General features: G+C 60.1%; 22 protein-coding genes. 7 read left to right on the top strand and 15 right to left on the bottom strand.

Features of this window, described 5'->3' with window-relative positions:
• Positions 1-99 precede the first annotated feature (99 nt).
• The 3 genes from GGD46_RS27840 to ftsE form a co-directional block, all read right to left on the bottom strand.
• Positions 100-816 (bottom strand): YdcF family protein, encoded by a 717-nt coding sequence (locus GGD46_RS27840; RefSeq protein ID WP_409527718.1) that lies wholly within the window; start codon positions 814-816, stop codon positions 100-102.
• 75 nt (positions 817-891) lie between these two features.
• Positions 892-1,839 carry a cell division protein FtsX gene (locus GGD46_RS27835; RefSeq protein WP_184710034.1) on the bottom strand — a complete coding sequence of 316 codons (948 nt, stop codon included), beginning with the start codon at positions 1,837-1,839 and terminating at the stop codon, positions 892-894.
• Between the two features lie 91 nt (positions 1,840-1,930).
• A complete protein-coding gene (gene ftsE, locus GGD46_RS27830) occupies positions 1,931-2,590 on the bottom strand; it encodes a cell division ATP-binding protein FtsE (RefSeq protein ID WP_015341323.1) in 660 nt (219 codons plus the stop codon).
• Positions 2,591-2,800: 210 nt separating this feature from the next.
• Between ftsE and GGD46_RS27825 the strand changes: the two genes are divergently transcribed.
• The 3 genes from GGD46_RS27825 to GGD46_RS27815 all read left to right on the top strand — a co-directional run bounded on the left by GGD46_RS27825 (position 2,801) and on the right by GGD46_RS27815 (position 4,734).
• The gene (locus tag GGD46_RS27825) at positions 2,801-3,469 is read left to right on the top strand and encodes an FxLYD domain-containing protein (RefSeq protein WP_184709970.1); all 669 of its coding nucleotides are present in this window, start codon (positions 2,801-2,803) and stop codon (positions 3,467-3,469) included.
• 197 nt (positions 3,470-3,666) lie between these two features.
• Positions 3,667-4,215 carry a hypoxanthine phosphoribosyltransferase gene (gene hpt / locus GGD46_RS27820; RefSeq protein ID WP_184709968.1) on the top strand — a complete coding sequence of 183 codons (549 nt, stop codon included), beginning with the start codon at positions 3,667-3,669 and terminating at the stop codon, positions 4,213-4,215.
• Between the two features lie 159 nt (positions 4,216-4,374).
• Positions 4,375-4,734, top strand: coding sequence for a response regulator (locus tag GGD46_RS27815; RefSeq protein WP_184709966.1), 360 nt, complete (start codon positions 4,375-4,377; stop codon positions 4,732-4,734).
• Between the two features lie 210 nt (positions 4,735-4,944).
• Here GGD46_RS27815 and GGD46_RS27810 read toward each other — a convergent pair whose 3' ends face one another.
• From GGD46_RS27810 to argH, 4 genes are all read right to left on the bottom strand, one after another.
• The gene (locus tag GGD46_RS27810) at positions 4,945-7,674 is read right to left on the bottom strand and encodes a TIGR02302 family protein (RefSeq protein ID WP_184709964.1); all 2,730 of its coding nucleotides are present in this window, start codon (positions 7,672-7,674) and stop codon (positions 4,945-4,947) included.
• Between the two features lie 350 nt (positions 7,675-8,024).
• Positions 8,025-9,296 carry a diaminopimelate decarboxylase gene (gene lysA, locus GGD46_RS27805; protein ID WP_184709962.1) on the bottom strand — a complete coding sequence of 424 codons (1,272 nt, stop codon included), beginning with the start codon at positions 9,294-9,296 and terminating at the stop codon, positions 8,025-8,027.
• 13 nt (positions 9,297-9,309) lie between these two features.
• On the bottom strand, positions 9,310-9,504 hold the full coding sequence (gene lptM / locus GGD46_RS27800) for an LPS translocon maturation chaperone LptM (protein ID WP_184709960.1): 195 nt from the start codon (positions 9,502-9,504) through the stop codon (positions 9,310-9,312).
• 203 nt (positions 9,505-9,707) lie between these two features.
• The gene (gene argH / locus GGD46_RS27795) at positions 9,708-11,108 is read right to left on the bottom strand and encodes an argininosuccinate lyase (protein ID WP_184709958.1); all 1,401 of its coding nucleotides are present in this window, start codon (positions 11,106-11,108) and stop codon (positions 9,708-9,710) included.
• 23 nt (positions 11,109-11,131) lie between these two features.
• Between argH and tlpA the strand changes: the two genes are divergently transcribed.
• Positions 11,132-11,797 (top strand): thiol:disulfide interchange protein TlpA, encoded by a 666-nt coding sequence (gene tlpA / locus GGD46_RS27790; RefSeq protein ID WP_184709956.1) that lies wholly within the window; start codon positions 11,132-11,134, stop codon positions 11,795-11,797.
• Between the two features lie 105 nt (positions 11,798-11,902).
• On the opposite strand, the gene GGD46_RS27785 is transcribed toward tlpA, so the two are convergent.
• From GGD46_RS27785 to GGD46_RS27755, 7 genes are all read right to left on the bottom strand, one after another.
• Positions 11,903-12,817: a hypothetical protein gene (locus tag GGD46_RS27785; protein ID WP_184709954.1), complete on the bottom strand. Its 915-nt coding sequence runs from the start codon at positions 12,815-12,817 to the stop codon at positions 11,903-11,905.
• Positions 12,818-12,936: 119 nt separating this feature from the next.
• A complete protein-coding gene (locus GGD46_RS27780; RefSeq protein WP_184709952.1) occupies positions 12,937-13,815 on the bottom strand; it encodes a 3-hydroxybutyryl-CoA dehydrogenase in 879 nt (292 codons plus the stop codon).
• 144 nt (positions 13,816-13,959) lie between these two features.
• Positions 13,960-14,889 (bottom strand): electron transfer flavoprotein subunit alpha/FixB family protein, encoded by a 930-nt coding sequence (locus GGD46_RS27775; RefSeq protein WP_184709950.1) that lies wholly within the window; start codon positions 14,887-14,889, stop codon positions 13,960-13,962.
• Between the two features lie 27 nt (positions 14,890-14,916).
• Positions 14,917-15,666, bottom strand: coding sequence for an electron transfer flavoprotein subunit beta/FixA family protein (locus GGD46_RS27770; RefSeq protein ID WP_184709948.1), 750 nt, complete (start codon positions 15,664-15,666; stop codon positions 14,917-14,919).
• A 196-nt stretch (positions 15,667-15,862) separates the two neighbouring features.
• On the bottom strand, positions 15,863-16,441 hold the full coding sequence (locus GGD46_RS27765) for a cob(I)yrinic acid a,c-diamide adenosyltransferase (protein WP_184709946.1): 579 nt from the start codon (positions 16,439-16,441) through the stop codon (positions 15,863-15,865).
• A 115-nt stretch (positions 16,442-16,556) separates the two neighbouring features.
• On the bottom strand, positions 16,557-16,760 hold the full coding sequence (locus tag GGD46_RS27760) for a twin transmembrane helix small protein (RefSeq protein ID WP_015341309.1): 204 nt from the start codon (positions 16,758-16,760) through the stop codon (positions 16,557-16,559).
• A 119-nt stretch (positions 16,761-16,879) separates the two neighbouring features.
• A complete protein-coding gene (locus tag GGD46_RS27755) occupies positions 16,880-17,713 on the bottom strand; it encodes an SDR family oxidoreductase (RefSeq protein WP_184709944.1) in 834 nt (277 codons plus the stop codon).
• Between the two features lie 97 nt (positions 17,714-17,810).
• On the opposite strand from GGD46_RS27755, the gene GGD46_RS27750 reads away from it, so the two are divergent.
• A complete protein-coding gene (locus tag GGD46_RS27750) occupies positions 17,811-18,740 on the top strand; it encodes a YihY/virulence factor BrkB family protein (protein WP_184709942.1) in 930 nt (309 codons plus the stop codon).
• Here GGD46_RS27750 and gluQRS read toward each other — a convergent pair.
• Complete coding sequence (gluQRS, locus tag GGD46_RS27745; protein ID WP_184709939.1) at positions 18,705-19,586, bottom strand: tRNA glutamyl-Q(34) synthetase GluQRS; 882 nt, start codon at positions 19,584-19,586, stop codon at positions 18,705-18,707. The two genes, GGD46_RS27750 and gluQRS, sit on opposite strands and share 36 nt — an antisense overlap.
• Between gluQRS and GGD46_RS27740 the strand changes: the two genes are divergently transcribed.
• Both GGD46_RS27740 and GGD46_RS27735 read left to right on the top strand, forming a co-directional pair.
• Positions 19,585-20,274, top strand: a complete 690-nt coding sequence (locus GGD46_RS27740) for a DNA-3-methyladenine glycosylase (RefSeq protein WP_184709937.1) — start codon at positions 19,585-19,587, stop codon at positions 20,272-20,274. The two genes, gluQRS and GGD46_RS27740, sit on opposite strands and share 2 nt — an antisense overlap.
• A gap of 111 nt (positions 20,275-20,385) precedes the next feature.
• A complete protein-coding gene (locus GGD46_RS27735) occupies positions 20,386-20,943 on the top strand; it encodes an HNH endonuclease (RefSeq protein ID WP_113347946.1) in 558 nt (185 codons plus the stop codon).
• Positions 20,944-21,089: the final 146 nt, after the last annotated feature.

The raw sequence follows: 21,089 nt of genomic DNA, 5'->3' as shown, positions 1-21,089 counted from the left end.
TTCCCAATGCACCGGCCTGCGCCGGTATCCGAAGGTTTGCCTACACGATTACGTCGTCAATAAAAAGTCGGCGCATGCTCGCTTTCGCGGCTCCAAGCTCTAATCGTCGTCGTCGAGCGGCTGGCGTGATCGCAAGCCGGTAGGACGTCCAAGGCCCGTCAGGTTGCGAGCGCCGGCGAGAAGGACCTTGGCATATTCCGAGATCATGGTGCGCAGCGCGTTCGGATCCGTAAACCAGTTCTTGGCTTTCAAGTCGGAGTTGACGACAGGGTAGGGAATGAAATCGGTCGACGGGTCGACATATTTCAGTTCCGCCAGGCTTCGGGGCATGTGGTAGTTGTTTGTGACTACGAGGACGCTCTTGTAGCCCTTGGCGTGGATCCACTTTGCCGCTTCGCGGGCATTGCCGATGGTGTCGAGCGCGTCGTAGCCGATGTCGACGCAGCAGCTGAATAGATCGACCGAGCTTTGCGTCAGCTTGCGGATCTGGGACGGCGTCGTGGTCGGATGTGCGCCTGAGATCAGCAAACGATTGCCGGCGCCGGAGCGCAGCAGTTCCACAGCCTGATCGATGCGCTGGTAACCGCCCGTCAACACGACGATGCCATCCGCCTTCGGATCGAGCGGCGGCTTCATCGTGGTGATCGAATCGACAAAATGCAGGAAGCCGCCGAAAACAATGGCGACGAAGAAAATGAAGGCGAAGCCTCCCCAGCGCAAAAGACGGCGGATCAGACTACGCCGCACGGGCCTGTCGCTGCGGGAACGCTCCCGCAACGGCTGCGAACTCACGGTCTTGCGAGTCGTCAGATCCATGCTCATGATTCGTCATTATACGACAATTGCGGCAAGGAACGGGCTGCCGATCGGCAAAAAATCATCACTGCGTTATCAATTCTGCACACTGTCCGATCTGCCGGGGTCGGAACGGATCAGATCGATCTCGTAAATCGTGCGCATCACGGTGAAACGCGCCGTCAGTGTCGTGAGCAGCGCAATGACGATCATCGTCGCGAGAATGCCGAGATAGCCGAGCGCACCGACCGAAAACGTGCCGAAAAGGGCAGTTGCCTGGTCGGTTTGCGGTGTGGCGATCGTGCGGCTCTGCAGGAAGCCGGCGCTGGCGAAGAAGAAGGCTGCGAGCGCGCTGCCCGCCGCCGATCCCTTGAGGCTGATTTTCAGGAAATGCTTCTGGAATTCCGTGGCGACGAAGGTGCTTTCGGCGCCGACGAAGTGCAGTACTTCGACGATATGCCTGTTGCCCGACAGTGCTCCGCGTGTTGCGAAAACCACGGTCAGCACCATGGCCGTGAAGACCAGCAGCAGAACGCCGGTGCCGATGAGAACCGTCGTATGAGCCATCGAGACGAGCCGGTCGACCCAGGTGCGATGGTCATCCAGCGTCGCCTGCGGGATCTGGGCCTTCAGCAGGCTGCGCATGGCTTCGAAATCCGGCGGATGCGTCTCGTCGATGGTGACGATGACGAGGCGTGGAACCGGCAGTTCCTTTATGTCGAGGCCGGCGCCGAGCCAAGGCTCGAGAAGGCGGGCGGTGGCCGCCTCATCGACGATCTGGCCCGACTTCGTGCCGACGAAGCTGAGCGCGATATCGCGGGCGCTCGCCAGCGCCTTGTCCATATCGAGATTGTCGTCCGGCTTGATCTGGATCGTGATCTCGCGGGAAATCTGGCTTTCCCAGCTGGCGGCCGTTGCCCGCACCATGCTGACCGCGCCGAGCGTCAGGCAGGCGAGAAAGGCCATGATGGCGATGACGACGATCAGCGCGTTGCCCTGGATATTCGAGGAGGGCACGATCGGTCCAGTCGGGCGCACGCGCATCTCCGGGCGCTTGCGCTCCGGCTGCTGGCCGGTCGACGCCTGCTGCGGCTGCGGAGCTTTTGCGTTCGGGCTGTTCCTGCGGGGAGCTTGCTCAGTCATAGATATCGAGATGCCCTCCCGACAAGATCATGCGCCTGGCTTCGATCTGGTCCATCAACGCGAGGTCGTGCGTCGCGATGACGACAGCGGTGCCGAGACGATTGAGCTCCAGAAACAGATTGAGCAGCCGGCGTGCCATCGGCGGATCGACGTTGCCCGTGGGCTCGTCGGCGAGCAGGATTTCAGGACGGTCTATGAGGGCACGGGCAATCGCGGCGCGCTGCTTCTCGCCGCCTGACAGCACCGGCGGCAGCACATTGATGCGCTCGCCAAGGCCGACCCATTTGAGCAGCTCCAGCACGTCGGTGCGATAGGAGCTTTCGTCCTTGCCGCGTACGCGCAGGGGCAGGGCGACGTTTTCGTAGGTGGTCAGATGCTCGAGCAGCCGGAAATCCTGAAAGACAATGCCGACGCGGCGGCGCAGCAGCGGCAGTTCGTTGCGGGGGATCGACGAAATCTCGCGATCGAACATGCGGATCAGCCCACGGGTCGGCTGCAGCGACATGAACAGCAGTCGCAACAGCGTGGTCTTGCCGGCGCCTGAGGGGCCGGTCAGGAACTGGAACGATTTTCTCGGAATGTCGAAGCTCAGGTCGCGGAGGATTTCCGGACCCATGCCGTAGCGCAAACCGACGTTCTCAAAGTGAATCAACGGGCAGTCCAGTCTTCCGCAGTGTTCAATCAGGCGACTTGTTAACCACTGGCGTTAACAGCCGGTAAATTTTTCTGGAAAGGCGCCCGATTCATGGCGATCTTTGCGAAACATTAACCAATAAAATTTACGACTGGGCGGGATTCGTTTCAATGCCCAGACTAGGAATGGGCGTCGAAACCATGTGGATCACCGAAACGGGAGGTCATCATGGGCGCTTTTCGCCACCGTCAGCAGCGGGCGGAGCTGGTTTATGACCTTATCCCGCCAGAACGCGGACAAGGGGCCGGCCAGGTACATCGCTTTGCGCCGAAACCGGACATCGTCGATGCCGAGTTCGTCACGGTATCCGGTGGCCGTAACCGAGGCACCTCTGGCGTCAACATGCGCTATGAGCGGCCGGCCGAAACAAGGCAGCGGCTGCGACCGACACGTTCGAACTGGCTTTCACGCATCCTGGCTGCATTCCGATCTATCGAGAATATTCTGCAGCAGGCTTCGCGCCGGAGTTTCGTCGCGCTCATCGTCTCGCTCGCCGTGCTGATCTTCGGTCTCTCCGGTGGATTTTCCGGTCTCTCCAGCGCCCCGATCGACCCGAACGGGGAGCCGCTGCAATTTTCGCATGTGACGCTGACGCCGCGTGATGAAAACGGCCTGCGGGTGCTGACATTGAACGGCATTGTCGAGAATGCCAGCGGCGCGACGCTTTCCGTTCCGCAGGTCCGCGCCAATCTTTTTGCCGGTGATCATCTGGTCAGAAGCGTTGTCGTGAATGTTTCGATCGACCGGCTCGGGCCACACGAAAGTCGTGGATTCTCGACGCGATTGCAGCATCCCGGCGGAAAAACGCCGGATGTTCGGCTCTCGTTCATGCCTTAAGGCATGATGCCGAAAAGTGTCGCCAGTTTTCGGGCGATACTGCGAGGTAGCCATTCGAATCCCGGGTGGAATCGGATTTTAGGTCGAATCGGCCTAGAATCATCCGACTCTGGGGGTGTGTCGGGCTTGCTGATTGTGCTACGGGCTAGAGCTTGATCGGCGGCCAAGGGCCGCAAAGCCATGGAGCATGCCAATCAATGCCTGTCGTACGCGGGAAAAATATCGAGCCGCTTTTCACTGCCGAGCAGATTGCTGAGCGCAATCAAACCATGGCGAAGCAAATCGCCAGCGGGCCGACGAAGGATCTCCTCGTCATCGCAGTCCTCAAGGGCTCCTTCATTTTCGCAGCCGATCTGTTGCGTGCGCTGCACGAGACGGGCCTTGCTCCGGAGGTCGAATTCATCACTCTTTCCAGCTATGGCGCCGGCACGACCTCGCAGGGCGTGCGCATCGTCAAGGACATCGACAGCGACGTTAAGGATCGCGACGTTCTGCTGATCGACGATATTCTGGAATCGGGCCGCACGCTGCGTTTCGCCAAGGAACTGCTCTATGAGCGCGGTGCTCGCCACGTCAGCCTGGCCGTGCTGCTCGACAAGAGCGTGAAGCGCCAAGAGGAATTGGAAGCGGACTATGTCGGCTTCGAATGCCCGGATTATTTCGTTGTCGGATATGGCATGGACGTGGCTTATGCCTTCCGCGAACTGCCCTTCGTCGGCGTCGTCACCGGCGACGCTACCTCCTGAATCGACGTTAACGGAGACAGCTGTCACGGCTGTCCCATTCTGCTCCAGTGATGACGACTCATTAACCACGGAGCCCAATCGCCCCCTGTCGTTTACCTATCGCAAACGGAATTCTGGTGATTTCGGTCGCGGAACATGACGGACCAGGAGCATTGGGCCATGGCAAAAATTCTGATCACGGAAGACGAAGATTCGCTTCGCACCTTCGTCGCACGCGCGCTGCGCCTGGACGGCCACGAGACCGAAGAGGCCGCCGATGGCGCCGAAGGTTTGGAAAAGCTGCGGGAGGGCGGTTACGACCTGCTTCTTTCGGATATCCGCATGCCGGTCATGGACGGCATCGAGCTTGCGCACCAGGCGCATTCGACATGCCCAGGGATGAAGATCCTGCTGATGACCGGCTATGCTGAGCAGCGCGAGCGTGCCGACGACCTGATGGAAAAAATCGTCGATGTCGTCGCCAAGCCATTTGCACTGCCAGATATCCGTAAGGCCGTTGCACGCGCATTGGCTGCCTAAGGCTTTTCGACGTTTCCTCGAATCGCGACAACGTCCTAGCTATTATTTCTGCGCATGCCGGACGAAACACGGCGGCGCGCTTTTCCTGCAAATATTCTCGATGACAAGCTTCGAAGCGCTGATCCGTTCCAGCGCTTCGCGTTGACGCATGTCCGGACGGATGGCTCCGGGCGTCTCTCTTGAGATTGATCCAAGCCGTTCCCGCTTGTCCTACTGACCCAGATTCAGCAGTCGTTCGAGATAGCGCCGTTCGTCGCTCAAGGTAGGATTGTCGCTTAACCGTTCGCGTATTGCGTCGAGGATTTGGCGGGCGCGTTGGGCATCGATGACATTCGGGACCATCTCTCTGTCAGGATGATCTATGGGACCATCCAGCGGTCGGCCCAGCGGATCACGGTCGTTCTGACCCTTTGGACCCGTTGAGCCTGGCATTTGGCCCTGACCTTGGCCCTGTTGCTGCATCTGCGCCATCAACTGGTTCATCATGTCGCGGGTGCCCTTGCGCAAAGCGTCAAGTGCACGCCCCTGGCCCTGCACGGCGCCTTCGCCGTTGCCTTCAGTCAGCTGGCCTGATGCGCCCTTCATTTCCTGCTGAGCCTTGCCGTAATTCTGGTTCGGCTTCATACCCAGCGAGCCGAGGTTTTTCTGGAGTTCGCCGAGCTGCTTTGCGAGATCGTCCTGCTGCTGGCGCAATTGTTTCAGTGCGTCGCGCAGCTGATCGGCTGTCATACCATCGGTCGGGTCGTTGCCCTTCTGACCTTTCTGATTCTGGTCTTGCTGGGGATCCTGCTGAGCCTGGTTGCGTTGCCCCATGTCCGGCCGCGCCTGGTCACCGAGGTTGGGTAGCGGCTGGTCCATCAAGCCGTCGCCGTCCTCGTTGGAATCGCCGCGCTGCATGCGGTCGCGCATGGCCTGATCGAGCTTGAAAGTCTGGTCCATCAGCTTCTGCTGGTCGCGCATGATGCGGCCGAGCTTGTCCATCTGCTCGCGCATCTTGTCATTCGCCTGGCCCTGCTGCTGCTGTCCGGGTTGCGGCTTGCCGGCCTGCAGGCTGTTCATCAATTGCTGCAGCTCGGAGAGCATTTGTTGCGCCGCTTGGCGATTCCCGGAGCGGGCAAGGTTTTCGATCTGGTCCATCATGCGCTGCAGGTCCTGCTGGCGCAGGATGTTGGCGGAGCGCTGGTTAGGTTGAGCCGGCATGTTGCGCATGCGCTCGGCCAGTTCTTTCATATAGGCGTTCATCGCCTTGCGGAGTTCGTCGGTGAGCTTCTTGATTTCCGCATCGGAGGCATTGCGCTGCAGGGCGTCGGAGAGCTTCTGCTGTGCGTCGCGCAGCGCCTTTTCCGCATCGGTCAGCTGTGCGTCTTCCATGCCGAGTGCGATCTGCCAGAGATAATCGGCCGCATCCTTCAGCGAAGCGTCACCACTTGCGAGCTTCATGCGCGTCAGCGCGGATTTGATCGCCAGGAAATTGCCGAGGCCGGGAATGGCTTCTTCCGGGCGAATGGTCAGCGACTTGTTGAGCTCGATCGCCTCCGGCATCTTGCGGGTATCGAGGGCGAAGACCTGGCGCTCTTCGGCAACGGCAGCCGCCAGTGGCTGGCTGAAATTGCGTGAGGGAAGTACCATTTCATAGGGAGCGCTGCGGCCGGTCTGTCCTGCGCCGTCCTTGGCGACAAGCGTGAGGCGAACGCGCTTGCCGGCAAGCGGATCCTGCGTCAGGTCGTGGCTTGCCAGGCCCTTGCCGTTGCGGCGGTCGCGACGGGGAACGTCAAGCTTGTATTCGGGAAGGCCGTAGAGCGGGGTGGCTGCCGCATCGGACTCCACCGGCACGATCTCGGCATGGGCTTCTTCGACGCCGTAATCGTCCTTGACCCGGAAGCCGAGTTCCAGGGCGCCGCTGGCAGACGCATGCGGAATGCCGTCAAAGGCGATCTCGGGCGGCTTGTCGACGACCACATTGAAGGTCCATGACCGGCCGTTGACGGTCAGGGAGCCGGCTTTTTCCAGTTTCAGGACATGGGTACGGGAAATCATCCCGTCAGCGGCAGGGGAAACGACATTGCCAGGAGCTGCGAGTTGCGCGGCGGCGGGACTGCTGCCGGTCGTCGACGCCTGCTTTTCGGCGTTGGTCGTCTGTTCCGGAACTTCGATTCCCTTGTCGGTGCCTGCCGTCTGGAACAGGACTTTTTCATCTGCGGAGGTGCCGGTTACACGCACCGTCAGCTCGGAGAATTGTGGCACGTTGAGGTTATCGCTGGCATTGGCGACATTGCCGGTGAGATAGACCGGCGCCTCGCCCGTATAGTAGGGCGGCGTGACCCAGGCATCGACACGGACATCCGGATTGCTCGACATGGAAGCCGGCGGTGTGAAGACGTCGCTCAGCGAGCCGCCGCTGTTGGACATCGAAAAGCTGAAGGCCGTCACCAGCAGCAAAGCCGGAATGGCGCGCAGGGCGAAACGGTCGTAGCGCGCAATATCCGGTCGGGGCAGGCCGGCATCCAGTGCGGCAATGCGCTCCGCCATGCGGGTCTGGTGTTCGCGCCAAAGTGCTCGGGCGAAGGGGGTGTCGAGCGCCGGCTCGTCCTCCTGCACGGTGACGGGCTGATGCGCAAGGCCGTTGCGTTCCTCCAGAAGCCGGTCGGCTTCGGCGATCGTCGGCCGACGCAGGCCGCGCAGCGGGTTGAGGGAGAAAACGAAACCGACAACGAAGACGGCGAGCAGCGAGAAACGCAGAACATCCGGCGCGATGCGGAAAATGCCGAACCATGCGGCAGAGAGGAACAGCGCAAGAATGGATGCCGGCAACAATAGCCGCGGCAGAAGCTGCTCCGAGACCAGCACGATCTGAGCAAACAGACGCTTGACCGCAACCATGCGCGCCAGCGCCGGACGGGTAGCGAAAGCACCCTTCTTAGGGTTGCTAGGGCTGGTCATCGGTCCGGTCTACTCCCGATCTGACGTTGATGGCCAATATATTTTCACAATTCCTCGAAATGCGAAGATATATTGGCGTCCTGCTTGTTTATGCATTCCGGACGGAAAACCGCTACGCACTTTTCCTCGAAATGCTCAAATTGCCTGTTGACTATGGCCGGGCGTCCCACACGTCCATGCTCGCGGCGCCCGGCTAGAGACCAATTGAACAAAGATAACATTCTTTGTGGCGAAGACGAGGGCAAGCGCCATGAAAGGCTGTTTTTTCATCGCACTTCGCCGAAACGTGATCGTTTCGGCAGGGTCGGACGGGATAGTTTGTTCCCGCCCGAATCCGTGGAACAAGCCGACTATCCCTCGAGCCAGGCGGGAATGGAATCCAGCGCGATCAACTCCTCGTAGGTGCCGCGCGGGCGGATAACGTGGAATTCACTGCCCTTCACCAGCACTTCCGGAACGAGAAGCCGGCTGTTGTAGGTGCCGGCCTGTACGGCCCCGTAAGCGCCGCCCGAGCTGACGGCGAGGAGATCGCCGGGCTTCGGCGCGGCCATGTCACGGTCAAGCGCCAGATAGTCGCCGGTTTCGCACACGGGGCCAACGACGTCTGCCTTGATGCGTGGGGCATTGGCATCGTCGAGCGCAACCGGGCGGATCTCGTGATAGGCCTCGTAGAGTGTTGGGCGGATCAGGTCGTTCATCGCGCCGTCGACGATGACGAAGCTCTTGTCGCCTGCATCCTTCACATAGATGACCTCGGTGACGAGAATGCCGGCATTGCCGACGATCAGGCGACCGGGCTCTGTGACGATCCGGCAGTTGAGGCCGCGCAGCTGGTTCTTGACGATATGCGCATAGGCTTCCGGCAGGGGCGGCGGATTGTTGTCGTCGCGATAGGGAATGCCGAGGCCGCCGCCGATATCGACGTGATGAATGTCATGGCCATCGCCGCGCAGCGTTTCCACGAGATCGCGCAGCAGCTTGAAGGCGTCGTCGAAAGGCTGAAGTTCGGTAATCTGGCTGCCGATATGCATATCGATACCGGTAACCTTGATCCCCGGCAGGCTAGCGGCGCGGTTGTACACGTCACGCGCCCGCTCCCAGGAAATGCCGAACTTGTTTTCCTTCTTGCCGGTCGAAATCTTCGCATGGGTGCGGGCATCGACATCGGGGTTGATGCGGAAGGAAACGGGGGCGATCTTGCCGGCGCGGACGGCGCGCTGGTTCAGTACTTCCAGCTCGGGCTCGGATTCGACGTTGAAGCAGTAGATGCCGGCTTCGAGCGCGACGTCCATTTCCTGTGCGGTCTTGCCGACGCCGGAAAACATGATGCGGCCTGCCGGGATTCCGGCGGCCAATGCACGGCGCAGCTCACCCACGGAAACCACGTCGACGCCAGCGCCGAGGCGGCCGAGCGTCTTCAGCACTGCCTGGTTGGAATTGGCCTTCATGGCGTAGCACACCATGGCGTCGACATCGTCGAACGCTTCGGAGAAGACCCGGTAATGCCGCTCCAGCGTCGCGGTGGAGTAGACATAGAACGGGGTGCCGACCGCCTTGGCGATCTCTGGAACCGGGACATCCTCAGCGTAGAGGATGCCATCGCGATACTGAAAATGGTTCACGGCCGATGCCTAATTAGAGAAGCGGATCGAGGAAAAACTTCTTGTCTTCGGTGCCTGGCTGTTTGGTCGCCTTGCTGCTATCGCCGCCCTTCGTCGCATGAACACTCGGCGGGTCGAGATCGCCTTTGCGGCCACATCCGACGACGGCAAGGCCGATGACCGAAAGCACCACGGTCATGCGGATGATATGCGGCATGTTGATCTGCATCGAAATCCTCTTGGGCGACAGAACGCGAAAGTCACCCTTCTTAGCGAAGTTTCCGCGTCTTGTGCACCCTGATTGTTGGAGTGCGGTTTCGGTACAGCATCGGCCCGAAAATCGGCATCGATTCTCGGAAAGCCTGATGCGTAGATTCAAATAGATAGAGCGTCCTTTGCGCTTCCGAAAGGAAGCGCGGCGCTCTAGTCTTTTCAGTTGCGAGCTCGCCAGAACGCGATCTGCTTGCGCACTTCGGAAGGTGCCGTGCCGCCGAAGCTCTTGCGGCTGGCGACCGACGCCTCGACCGTCAGGACGTCGAAGATCTTGTCGGTGATATCGGGATGGATCGCCTGCAGGTCCGCAAGCGAAAGCTCCGCCAGCTCGCAGGATTTGCTTTCTGCGAGTGCTACGGCGCGTCCCGTGACATGGTGAGCATCGCGGAAGGGCAGGCCCGCTTCGCGCACCAGCCAATCGGCAAGGTCCGTCGCGGTCGAATAGCCGGAGCCGGCAGCAGCCTTCATGCGGGCGGTATTGATCGTCAGGTCGCGTACCATGCCGGTCATGGCGGCAATCGCCAGTTCGAGGCTTTCTGCGGCGTCGAAGACCTGTTCCTTGTCTTCCTGCATGTCCTTGGAATAGGCGAGCGGCAGGCCTTTCATGATCGTCAGCAGGGCGATCAGCGAGCCGTTGATGCGGCCGGTCTTGGCGCGAACGAGCTCGGCTGCGTCCGGGTTCTTCTTCTGTGGCATGATGGAGGAGCCAGTGGAGAAGGCGTCCGACAGGCGCACGAAGCCGAATTGCGGCGTCGACCAGATGACGATCTCTTCGGCGAGGCGCGACAGATGCATGCCGGCAATCGCCGCTATCGACAGGAACTCGATGGCGAAATCGCGGTCGGAGACGGTGTCGATCGAGTTGCGGGTCGGTTCGCGGAAGCCGAGAGCCTTGGCCGTCATATGACGGTCGATCGGGAAGCCGGTGCCGGCAAGGGCGGCAGCGCCGATTGGGGATTCATCCATGTGCTCGATGGCGTGGCGCACGCGCGAACGGTCGCGGCCGAACATTTCGACATAGGCCATGCAATGATGGCCGAAGGTGACGGGTTGTGCCGTCTGCAGATGGGTGAAACCCGGCATGACGGTTTCGGCATGTTCTTCAGCGCGGTCGAGGAAAGCTGCGATCAGCTCGGTTAATGCCTGCTCGCACTTCTGCAGCTCTTCCTTCACCCAGAGGCGGAAATCGAGCGCCACCTGGTCGTTGCGCGAGCGGGCGGTGTGCAGGCGTCCGGCGGCGGGGCCGATCAGGGTCGCAAGCCGTGCCTCGATGTTCATGTGGATGTCTTCGAGGCGGCGCGAGAACTCGAAATTGCCGCTTTCGATCTCTGACAGGATCGTGTTCAGGCCGTGAACGATCTTGTCTTTATCCTCGGTCGAAATGATGCCTTGATGGGCGAGCATGCCTGCATGCGCGATTGAGCCGCGGATATCCTGTGCAAACAGCTTCTTGTCGAAACCGATCGAGGCATTTATCTCCTCCATGATCGCCGCGGGGCCGGAAGCGAAACGCCCGCCCCACATCTGGTTGGAGGATTTGGTGTCCGTGCCGTCAGTCATGAGATGCCCACCTGGAGAATGTAATGACAGCAAAGAAGCCGTTCGGTCTGCCGTCCATGAAACTCGTTCTGTTTGCCGCCGTCGCTGGGGTCATTGCCGGTGCGGCAGCGGTATACGTGAAGGAGGCGGGGTATGGCAATGGCATTGGTGAAACGGCCTCCGCCGATCAATGCGCGGCGGCCAAGGATCGCGGCGCGGCGCTGACGCCTTTCACCAAGGGGCAAGTCGCCGCGATGAGCGCCCCGCCCGCGCCGGTCTCGCTCCGCGACATCGCCTTCAAGGGGCCGGAGGGGCAGCCGCTGACGGTCGCGAGCTTTGCCGGCAAGACGCTACTCTTGAATGTCTGGGCGACATGGTGCGTGCCATGCCGCGAGGAAATGCCGGCATTGAACGCGCTGGAGAAGAGCGTCGGAGGCGACAAGTTCGAAGTGGTCGCCGTCAATATCGATACCGGCGACGAGGAAAAAACCAAGGCGTTCCGCACGGAATATGCCATCGACAAGCTCGGCCATTACCGTGACAACACCATGGGCGTGTTCAACGTGCTGAAGAAGCAGGGGCTGGCTTTCGGTCTTCCGGTGACGCTACTCGTCGACGACAAGGGCTGCCTGATTTCGGCAATGAACAGCCCAGCCGCTTGGGATAGCGACGACGCCAAGAAGCTGGTGAAGGCGGCTGCGGGGATCTGACGCCTTCCGTTCGTCGTCTTGGCGGGTGAAGCTCCGATGTCGGTTCATCTCGCTCCTCGAAAAGCTATGAGCGCTGTTCAAGGGGCTGTTGGCGACTGGTGGCGACTACTGATTGCCGTGCAGGTAGTCGCTTCCATAGTCGCTGAACTGACTGTTTATTTCGCGGCGACCCCATATGAGATAGCCGGGAACCTGGCGCGTGTGCTTGTGCTGCAAACTGGCCACGGCCGAGATCTCCGCGGCAAATTGCGCTCGCGTCAGTCCCGGGCCTTCACCTTTGTCAAAGCCCTTGGTTTGCGCCGATATCGCAAACCAAACGGGGCGCTCATAATGGTGTGCTTGAAGAGCCGACCAGATGTCGCTTACCGAACCGGCGCGATACGCCTGAGGCGAAATCCAATCGCTGCCTTTCAACAATGCGCCGTGGCTATTGAGATAAGTCTCTGCAACGCTTAATCCGAGCTGGCTGCGAGGAGATATCTCCCTTGTCATCGCAACGAGCTTTGCTTCCGCCTGCTGCGAATTGATCAGCGATTTACAGGATTTGCCAAGCGCTTTCTGAAAGCCATCGGTCCAGTTCGCCTCCATATCATATTCGATATCGACGGGCTTCTTTGCGTCTCGGGCTATCAGAAGCGGGCCATGGGCAAGGGAATCAAGATAGGTTTGCGTCGTCACCCAAGGGCTGATCGTCAATGCGACATGAAACCCGGCGGATTGCAGCGCCGCCACGAACTTGCCCGCTCTTTCCCGATTCCAGTCGCTGCTGTAAGCGAATGTCTGGTCGCATCGGATATCCCGTTGCGTCCGGGGCTGGTCATTCAACCAGATGTGAACCCGTTTGACGCCCATGGCTTTCAAGTCGGCGAGGGCCGCGTCGGGATTGTCGAGAGAAGCGCCGTCTAGGCCGTAGTTCCAACTATAATCCCAATAAATCCCTCGGTCTGGGGGTAGGGTTCCGGCGTATGAGCTGCTTGTGAGAAGTACACAGGTAAGAAGGAAATAAAATATACCGCGCATGCCGAGCCTCCGACATTCTTCTGGCGCCATATATATTCTCAGCTTGAAGCAAAAAGCCATACTCTCTGTGAAAGGCTTAAGTCTTTCACAGAGAGTATGGCTTTTCTATCACGTCACCCTCAGCGCGTCGGAACCGGCACTTCGCCGCGATAGTCGTAGAAGCCGCGGCCGGATTTGCGGCCGAGCCAGCCGGCTTCGACATACTTCACCAGGAGCGGGCAGGGGCGATACTTCGAATCGGCCAGGCCGTCGTGCAGCACCTGCATGATCGACAGGCAGGTATCGAGGCCAATGAAGTCTGCGAGCTGCAGCGGTCCCATCGGATGGTTGGCGCCGAGTCGCATGGCGGTATCGATGGCGTCGACCGTGCCGACACCTTCATAAAGCGTGTAGATCGCTTCGTTGATCATAGGCAGCAGGATGCGGTTGACGATGAAGGCGGGGAAGTCTTCCGCGACGGTGATCGTCTTTTCCAGCGAGCTGACATATTCCTTGGCAGCCGAGAAGGTGGTTTCATCGGTTGCGATACCGCGCACCAGTTCCACCAGTTTCATGACCGGGACCGGGTTCATGAAGTGGATGCCCATGAAGCGCTCCGGCCGATCCGTGGCGGAGGCCAGACGGGTGATCGACAGCGACGACGTGTTGGTGGCGAGAAGTGCTTCGGGCTTCAGCACAGGGCAGACCTGCGAGTAGATCTTGCGCTTGACGCTTTCGTCTTCGGTTGCGGCCTCGATGGCGAGGTCGACCTGGGCGAGATCGTTGAGATCGTTCGAGCCGGTAATGCGGGCGAGCGCTGCCTTGCGGTCCTCGTCGCTGGTCTTGCCTGACGTAACCTGCCGCGCAAGATTGCCGTTGATGGTGGCAAGCCCGCTTTCGATGCGATCCTGCGACAGATCGTAGATGTGAACCTTGTAGCCGGCCATGGCGGATACGTGGGCGATGCCACAGCCCATCTGGCCCGCGCCAATAATACCGATCGTCTTCAGCGAACTCATTGCCAACTCCCCGGCGCGCTCCTGGCCTTGCGCTATGCTCTTAACCTAAATTTGCCGGGCCATTTCTAGCCCGGCAAAGATTGATAGACCTATAAGAGACGATTTTCCAGTCTCTCGCAACTGCGAGAAAAATAATCGGCGCGATCAAAGCGCCTTTTGCAATTCCGGCAGCGCTTCGAAGAGGTCGGCGACGAGACCATAGTCGGCGATCTGGAAGATCGGCGCTTCCTCGTCCTTGTTGATGGCGACGATGACCTTCGAGTCCTTCATGCCGGCCAGATGTTGGATAGCACCGGAGATGCCGCAAGCGATATAGAGCTGCGGTGCAACCACCTTGCCGGTCTGGCCGACCTGCCAATCGTTCGGGGCGTAGCCGGCATCGACGGCTGCGCGCGAGGCGCCGACCGCGGCACCGAGCTTGTCGGCGACGGGCAGGATGACTTCCTTGAACTTCTCCGCAGAGCCGAGCGCACGGCCGCCCGAGATGATGATCTTGGCGGAGGTCAGTTCCGGACGATCCGATGTCGACAGTGCATCGCCGACGAAGGAGGAAAGAGCCGGGTCGGCAGCGGCCGATACGCTCTCGATCGCCGCATTGCCGCTTGCATCTGCCGCCGCGAAGGAGGCTGTACGCACGGTGATGACTTTCTTCGCGTCGGTCGACTGTACGGTCTGGATGGCGTTGCCGGCATAGATCGGCCGCTTGAAGGTGTCGGCCGAGATCACCTCGATGATTTCCGAGACCTGGGCGACGTCGAGCAGGGCGGCAACGCGCGGCAGCACGTTCTTGCCGACCGAAGTCGCTGCACCGATGATGGTGTCATAGGCGCCGGCAAGCGAAACGATCAGCGCTGCCAAAGGCTCGGCGAGATTGTTGGCAAGGCTTGCATCCTCGGCAACCAGCACCTTGGAAACGCCCGACAACTTTGCCGCCTGTTCAGCTGCAGCCTTAGCGCCTGCGCCTGCGACGAGCACATGTACGTCGCCGCCGATCTTGGCAGCAGCCGTCAGCGCCTTGGCGGTCTGGTCGGAGAGGTGGGCATTGTCGTGATCAGCCAGAAGAAGAATGGCCATGATGTCTAACTCCTCGTTCGGACTGGGTTACAGGACGCCGGCTTCGGTCTTGAGCTTTTCGACGAGCTCTGCAACCGACTTGACCTTGACGCCAGCCTTGCGGCCGCCCGGCTCTTCGGTCTTCAAAACCTTCAGACGCGGCTCGGTGGAGACGCCGAAATCGGCCGGCGACTTCTTGTCGAGCGGCTTCTTCTTGGCCTTCATGATGTTCGGCAGCGAGGCGTAGCGCGGCTCGTTCAAGCGCAGGTCCGTGGTGACAACGGCCGGCAGCTTGACTTCGATGGTCTGCAGACCGCCGTCGACTTCGCGGGTCACCTTTGCCTTGCCGTCACCGATCTCGATCTTGGAGGCGAAGGTTGCCTGCGCTGCGCCGAGCAGCGCCGCCAGCATCTGGCCGGTCTGGTTCGAGTCGTCGTCGATCGCCTGCTTGCCAACAATGATGAGGCCTGGCTGTTCGGCTTCGGTGACACCCTTGAGGATCTTGGCAACGGCCAGCGGCTCAACGGCATCGTCGGTTTCCACGAGAATGGCGCGGTCGGCGCCCATGGCGAGTGCCGTGCGCAGCGTCTCTTCGGCCTTGGCAGGTCCGATCGATACGACCACCACTTCTTCGGCCTTGCCGGCTTCCTTCAGACGCAGCGCCTCTTCGACCGAGATCTCGTCGAACGGATTCATCGACATCTTCACGTTCGACAGCTCAACGCCAGATCCATCCGGCTTCACGCGGATCTTAACGTTGTAGTCAACAACCCGCTTAACTGGCACCAGTATCTTCATGGAATCCTTCCTTCAACATGACCGCCCGAGAGCATGCGCTGTTTAGCGCCACTCCATTTGTCGAATGGCGACATGGATACGCGTTTTTTTCCCAATTACAACGCTTCCAGGCCGCAGAGAGACGAATTGCCCCAAAGGCATAAATAACGTTTACGTCAACGTCAATATGGCGATGGTAAGTAAACCAGGCCGGCCGTTAGCGATTCTGGCCGGGAACCCAGAGCACATCGTCGCGCCCGCAATCATTGGCATGGCGCGCCGCGACAAACAGGAAATCGGACAGCCGATTGACGTATTTCAGTGCCGCCGGGCTGACCCTCTCGCCTTCGCTGCGCGAAAGCGCCACCATCAGGCGCTCGCCACGACGCGCAATCGTGCGAGCAAGGTGCAAATGGGCCGATGCCGCGCTCCCGGCGGGTAGAACGAAAGACCTCAGAGGCTCAAGATCTGCATTCAGCAGATCGATGTCGCGCTCGATGCGCTCGACCTGATGATCGACGATACGCAACGGTTCATAGGCTGGCGGTTCGTCCGTTTCAGGTGTCGACAGATCGGCGCCGAGATCGAAGAGATCGTTCTGGATGCGTATCAGCATGGCGTCGAGATCGGGCATATCGGTGGTGTGCAGCCGCGCGACGCCGATGGCGGAATTGGTTTCGTCGATGGTGCCGTAGCTTTCGACGCGCAGATCGTGTTTCAGCCGTCTCGGGCCGGAGACGAGGCCCGTGGTGCCGTCATCGCCGGTCTTGGTATAGATCTTGTTGAGCTTGACCATCGTCTTCCTGCGGATAGAGCCTTTTCGCTTTACCTTCGGATTGCGAAACGCTCTATCCCTTTGTTTTCGCACAATTCCGGACGGAAAACTGCTCCGCACTTTTCCTGGAATTGCTCTAGGCCGGGCGGCCGCCGCCTGTCAGCCACAGCGTCAGCATGATCAGGATGACCGCGACTGCCTGCAGCAGAACGCGCAGCTGCATCAGCCGGTTCGAGAGATTGGGATTATCGCCTTTCATCATGTTCAGCAGGCCGCGAATGAGAACAATCGCGACGAGGCCCATGACAATGATGGCGGCAACATAAGTAACGGTCGACATGGCTCCTCCACCCTTGTCTGCGCGGCAACCCGGCTTTTCATGGAAGCTCGGAGTTGCGCTATATCATCGTTTCCGAGCAATCACGGAGGAAAACGCTCTGCAATTTTCCCTGGATTGCTCTAGTCCAGCCGGCGCATCAGACGATAGAAAAGATTAGCCGGCAATAGCCTTTTCAAGAGAACACCCTGCTTGGCGGGTGTCGTTACCAGATAATGTGGGCGTGGATTGCTCACATTCAAAGCTGATTTTAGCACATCATAGACCGCTTCGGGGCCCAATTTATGTTTGTTGATCGGCCCGGAACCATCCAGGCGCCGCAACTGCCGCCGATATTCGGCGGCATGGACAGAGCCTTCGAGGTCGATATGCTCGTGAACCTTGGCGAGTGCATTGGCGGTGAAGCGTGTCGCAATCGGACCGGGCTCGATCAGGCTCACATGGATGCCGCTATCCTGCAGCTCCATCCGGAGTGTGATCGTCAGTCCCTCCAGGGCGAATTTCGAGGCGGTATAGGCACCGCGGAAGCGATAGGGGATCAGGCCGAGAATGGACGAGCAATTGACGATACGGCCGTGACCCTGCTTGCGCATCAGCGGAATGATCTGGCGCGTCAACTCGTGCCAGCCGAAGAAGTTCGTTTCGAACTGCGCCCGCAGCACATCGGTCGAAAGGTCTTCGACGGCGCCGGTCTGGCCGTAGGCGCCATTGTTGAAAAGGGCGTCGATACGGTCGCCCGTGCGCTCGCGCACCGTTGCAACGGTTGCGGAAATCGTCTCCGGCCTGGTGTAGTCGAGGAGAAGCGCTTCGATGCCGTCGGCCTCCAGCGATGCCAGGTCCTCTTCCTTGCGCACCGTTGCAAAGACACGCCATCCATCTGCCTTCAGCGCCCGCGCGCAATAGGCGCCGATTCCAGACGAGCAACCAGTCAGCAGGATAATGCGTTGTTCCGTCATGGGATGATTCCTGTACAAAGCACGTCTCGTTTCCCATATTCAGGGACCTGATACAATCGACAACCGGCGGATGAATGCCGATGTCAGCGGAGATGGAATGCCGACAGCCCTGCGGACGATTTACAAGGTGATCTACGACGCGGTGTTCCACTTCGTCGAGGATGACGGGTTCGCCATGGCAAGCCATGTAGCGCTTTCGACGCTGCTGGCGGTTTTCCCCTTCCTTATCTTCGGCACGGCGCTGGCAAGCTTTCTCGGCGCCAGCCAATTTTCGTCGACGGCAGTGCATCTGATCTTCGATACCTGGCCGGAGGCGATCGCCAAGCCTTTGGCGGATCAGGTCGTGCAGGTCCTGACGATTCCGCGCGGCGGCCTTTTGACGGTCTCCGTGCTCGCGGCAGCCTACTTCGCCTCGAACGGCGTCGAGGCACTGCGCATATCCCTCAATCGTGCCTATCGCGTGCCGGAAACCAGACCGTGGTATTTCAACCGCCTCGCCAGTCTCGGCTATGTGCTGATCGCGGTGTTGATCTTTGCCATCCTCAGCATCCTGCTCGTCGCGGTGCCGCTTGCGCTCAACTACACCCGGCAATGGCTGCCGAAACTTGCCGATATCCTCGACATCGTCTTCAGCTGGCGGATTTACGGTACGATCTTCCTGCTTCTGGCAGGGTTGATGATCCTTCATCTTTGGCTTGCAGCCGGGCGAAGGCGATTGCTCGACGTCATCCCCGGCGTCTTGCTGACCTTGGTCTTCTGGTCGGTCGGGGCGCTGCTCTTTGCCTATTATCTCTCGACCTTTGCCAACTACACCGCCACCTATGCCGGCCTGGCGTCGGTGATGATCGTGCTGATCTTTCTTTATATGCTGGCGGTGATCTTCATCATGGGGGCGGAAATCAATGCGGCCCTGATGAAGTTCCGCGTGCGGCGGCTGCTCTTCGGTAAGGTGGCGAGTCGTGCGGTAGAAGGCCCACCGGAAAAGCCGGCGTCAGAGGCCGATGCGGCGGCGAAGCTCCGCCGGTGACCAGCCCTGCCGGCGCCATTCGGCAATGCCGGTATCGCCCATGCTCTTGGAGAGCTTCTTGCCGTCGCTGCCGAGGAGGAGGCGATGGTGGTGATAGAGTGGCTCGGGCAGGCCAAGCAATGTTTGCAGCAGGCGATGGATCGATGTGGCGTGGAAAAGGTCGAGCCCGCGCACGACATGGGTAATGCCCTGCGCCGCATCGTCGACGACGACTGAGAGATGATAGCTTGAGGGCGCATCGGAGCGCGACAGCACGACATCGCCCCAGGTCGCCGGGTCGGCAGAGATAGCGCCCCTCTCGCCATCGCCGCTCTCTTGCCAATGAAGCGGTTCGACTATTGCTGCCAGCGCCTTTTCCATGTCGAGACGCCAAGCATGTTTCACGCCTGACGCCAGCAAGCGCCGCCGTTCATCATCGCTGCGCTCGCGATCGTCGGGGGGATAGAGCGGTGTACCATCGGGGTCGAGCGGCCATGGCGCGCCATTCGCTTCAAGGGCGGCAACGCGTGCCTTGACCTCGCCGCGCGTGAGGAAGGCGGGGTAGACGAGGCCGCGCTCGATAAGGATCTGTAGCGCTTCCTGATAGGCAGGGAAATGTTCGGACTGGCGACGCACCGGCTCCTGCCAGCGAAGCCCGAGCCAGGAAAGATCAGTATAGATGTCCTTTTCGAAATCGGGTGTGCAGCGCGTCTGATCTATGTCTTCGATGCGCAGCAGGAAATCGCCGCCCGCCTTTTCCGCCATCTCGCAATTAAGGATGGCCGACAGGGCGTGGCCAAGGTGCAATGGGCCGTTGGGGCTTGGAGCAAAACGGAATTTCGGTTTTTGACGGGGAATCTCGATCATGCTTTCTTCTGCCACGAAATCGAGTCGGGGACTACGAGACACCATGCAGATCATACGCGACGACTGCGACATCGAACGGGGGCTGGCCGCACTCTTGGAGCTTGATCCGCGCCTGCGGCAGGTTGCCGCAGAGGCCGGCGCCTTGCCGCTGCGGCTGCGGCAACCGGGCTTCGAAGGGCTTGCCCATATCATCGTTTCGCAGGTCGTTTCGCGCGCCAGCGCCGATGCGATCTGGGGCAAGATGATTGCCGGGATGGGGCAGGTGACTGCCGAAGACTATGTCGGCCTCGAGCCGGAAGCCTGGCGAAGCTTCGGCCTGTCGCGAATCAAGCATGATACGCTGGCGCGCGTCGCCGATGCCGTTGCCGACGGCAGCCTCGATCTGCATGCGCTCAGCGCCGAAACGCCGGAAAAGGCGCTTGCCGAGCTGACGTCGATCAAGGGAATCGGCCCCTGGACGGCTGAGGTTTACCTGATGTTCTGCGGCGGTCACGCAGATGTGTTTCCGGCCGGCGATGTGGCGCTGCAGGCGGCCGTCGGCATGGCCTTCGGCCACCAGGTCCGGCCGGTTGCCAAGGCAGTTGCCCGGGAAGCCTTGATTTGGGCGCCTTGGCGCTCGGTCGCGGCCCGTCTTTTCTGGGCCTATTACGCCGTGAAAACGCGGCGGGATGCGCTGCCCATAGTCTAATCGACCGCCCTTGCGGATCGGCCTGTACGCACTGAATTTATTGGACTTCACAATCCTGTAACAACCGGCCTAATATACAGGTGTAGATGCCGAATCGATCAGGAGGGTTCCTTGACGATTGCAGTCTCCCCGCAGTCCCTGCCGGCGCTCGTGCTGAACGCTGACTACAGACCGCTGAGTTATTATCCCTTGTCGCTGTGGTCCTGGCAGGACGCGATCAAGGCGGTTTTCCTTGACCGTGTGAACATCATTGCAGAATACGATCACAGCGTTTCGTCACCGAGCTTCTCGATGCGGCTGCCGAGCGTCGTCTGCCTGAAAACATACGTGCAGCCGTCCCGCAATCCAGCCTTCACCCGGTTCAACGTCTTCCTGCGCGACCGGTTCGAATGCCAGTATTGCGGCACCCATGACGACCTGACTTTCGACCACGTCATTCCGCGCGCCCATGGCGGCGAGACGACCTGGGAGAACGTGGTGGCCGCCTGCTCGCCATGCAATCTGCGCAAGGGCAGCAAGCTACCGAAGCAGGCCGGTATGTTCCCGGCGCAGAAGCCATATCAGCCGACCGTGCAGGACCTGCACAACAACGGTCGTCTGTTCCCACCGAACTATCTCCACGACAGCTGGCTCGACTATCTCTATTGGGATTCGGAACTGCAGCCGTAAGGGCTTTTCTGTTGGTGCGAGTATCGTCTCGGCGGCTTTACGCAAGGAGAGTGTGGCGCGCCCCTTTGTCGCTGTCGCGACATCTCCCCCACAAGTGGGGAGGTCGGTAACTCGCGGTACCTTCCCGACCTAAATCGACATCGTAT

Origin of the sequence: Martinezella lusitana (assembly GCF_014207095.1) — a bacterium.
Lineage (GTDB): Bacteria > Pseudomonadota > Alphaproteobacteria > Rhizobiales > Rhizobiaceae > Rhizobium > Rhizobium lusitanum_B.
The sequence above is the reverse complement of the archived record's forward strand: the minus strand, read 5'-3'. Positions and strand labels throughout refer to the sequence as shown.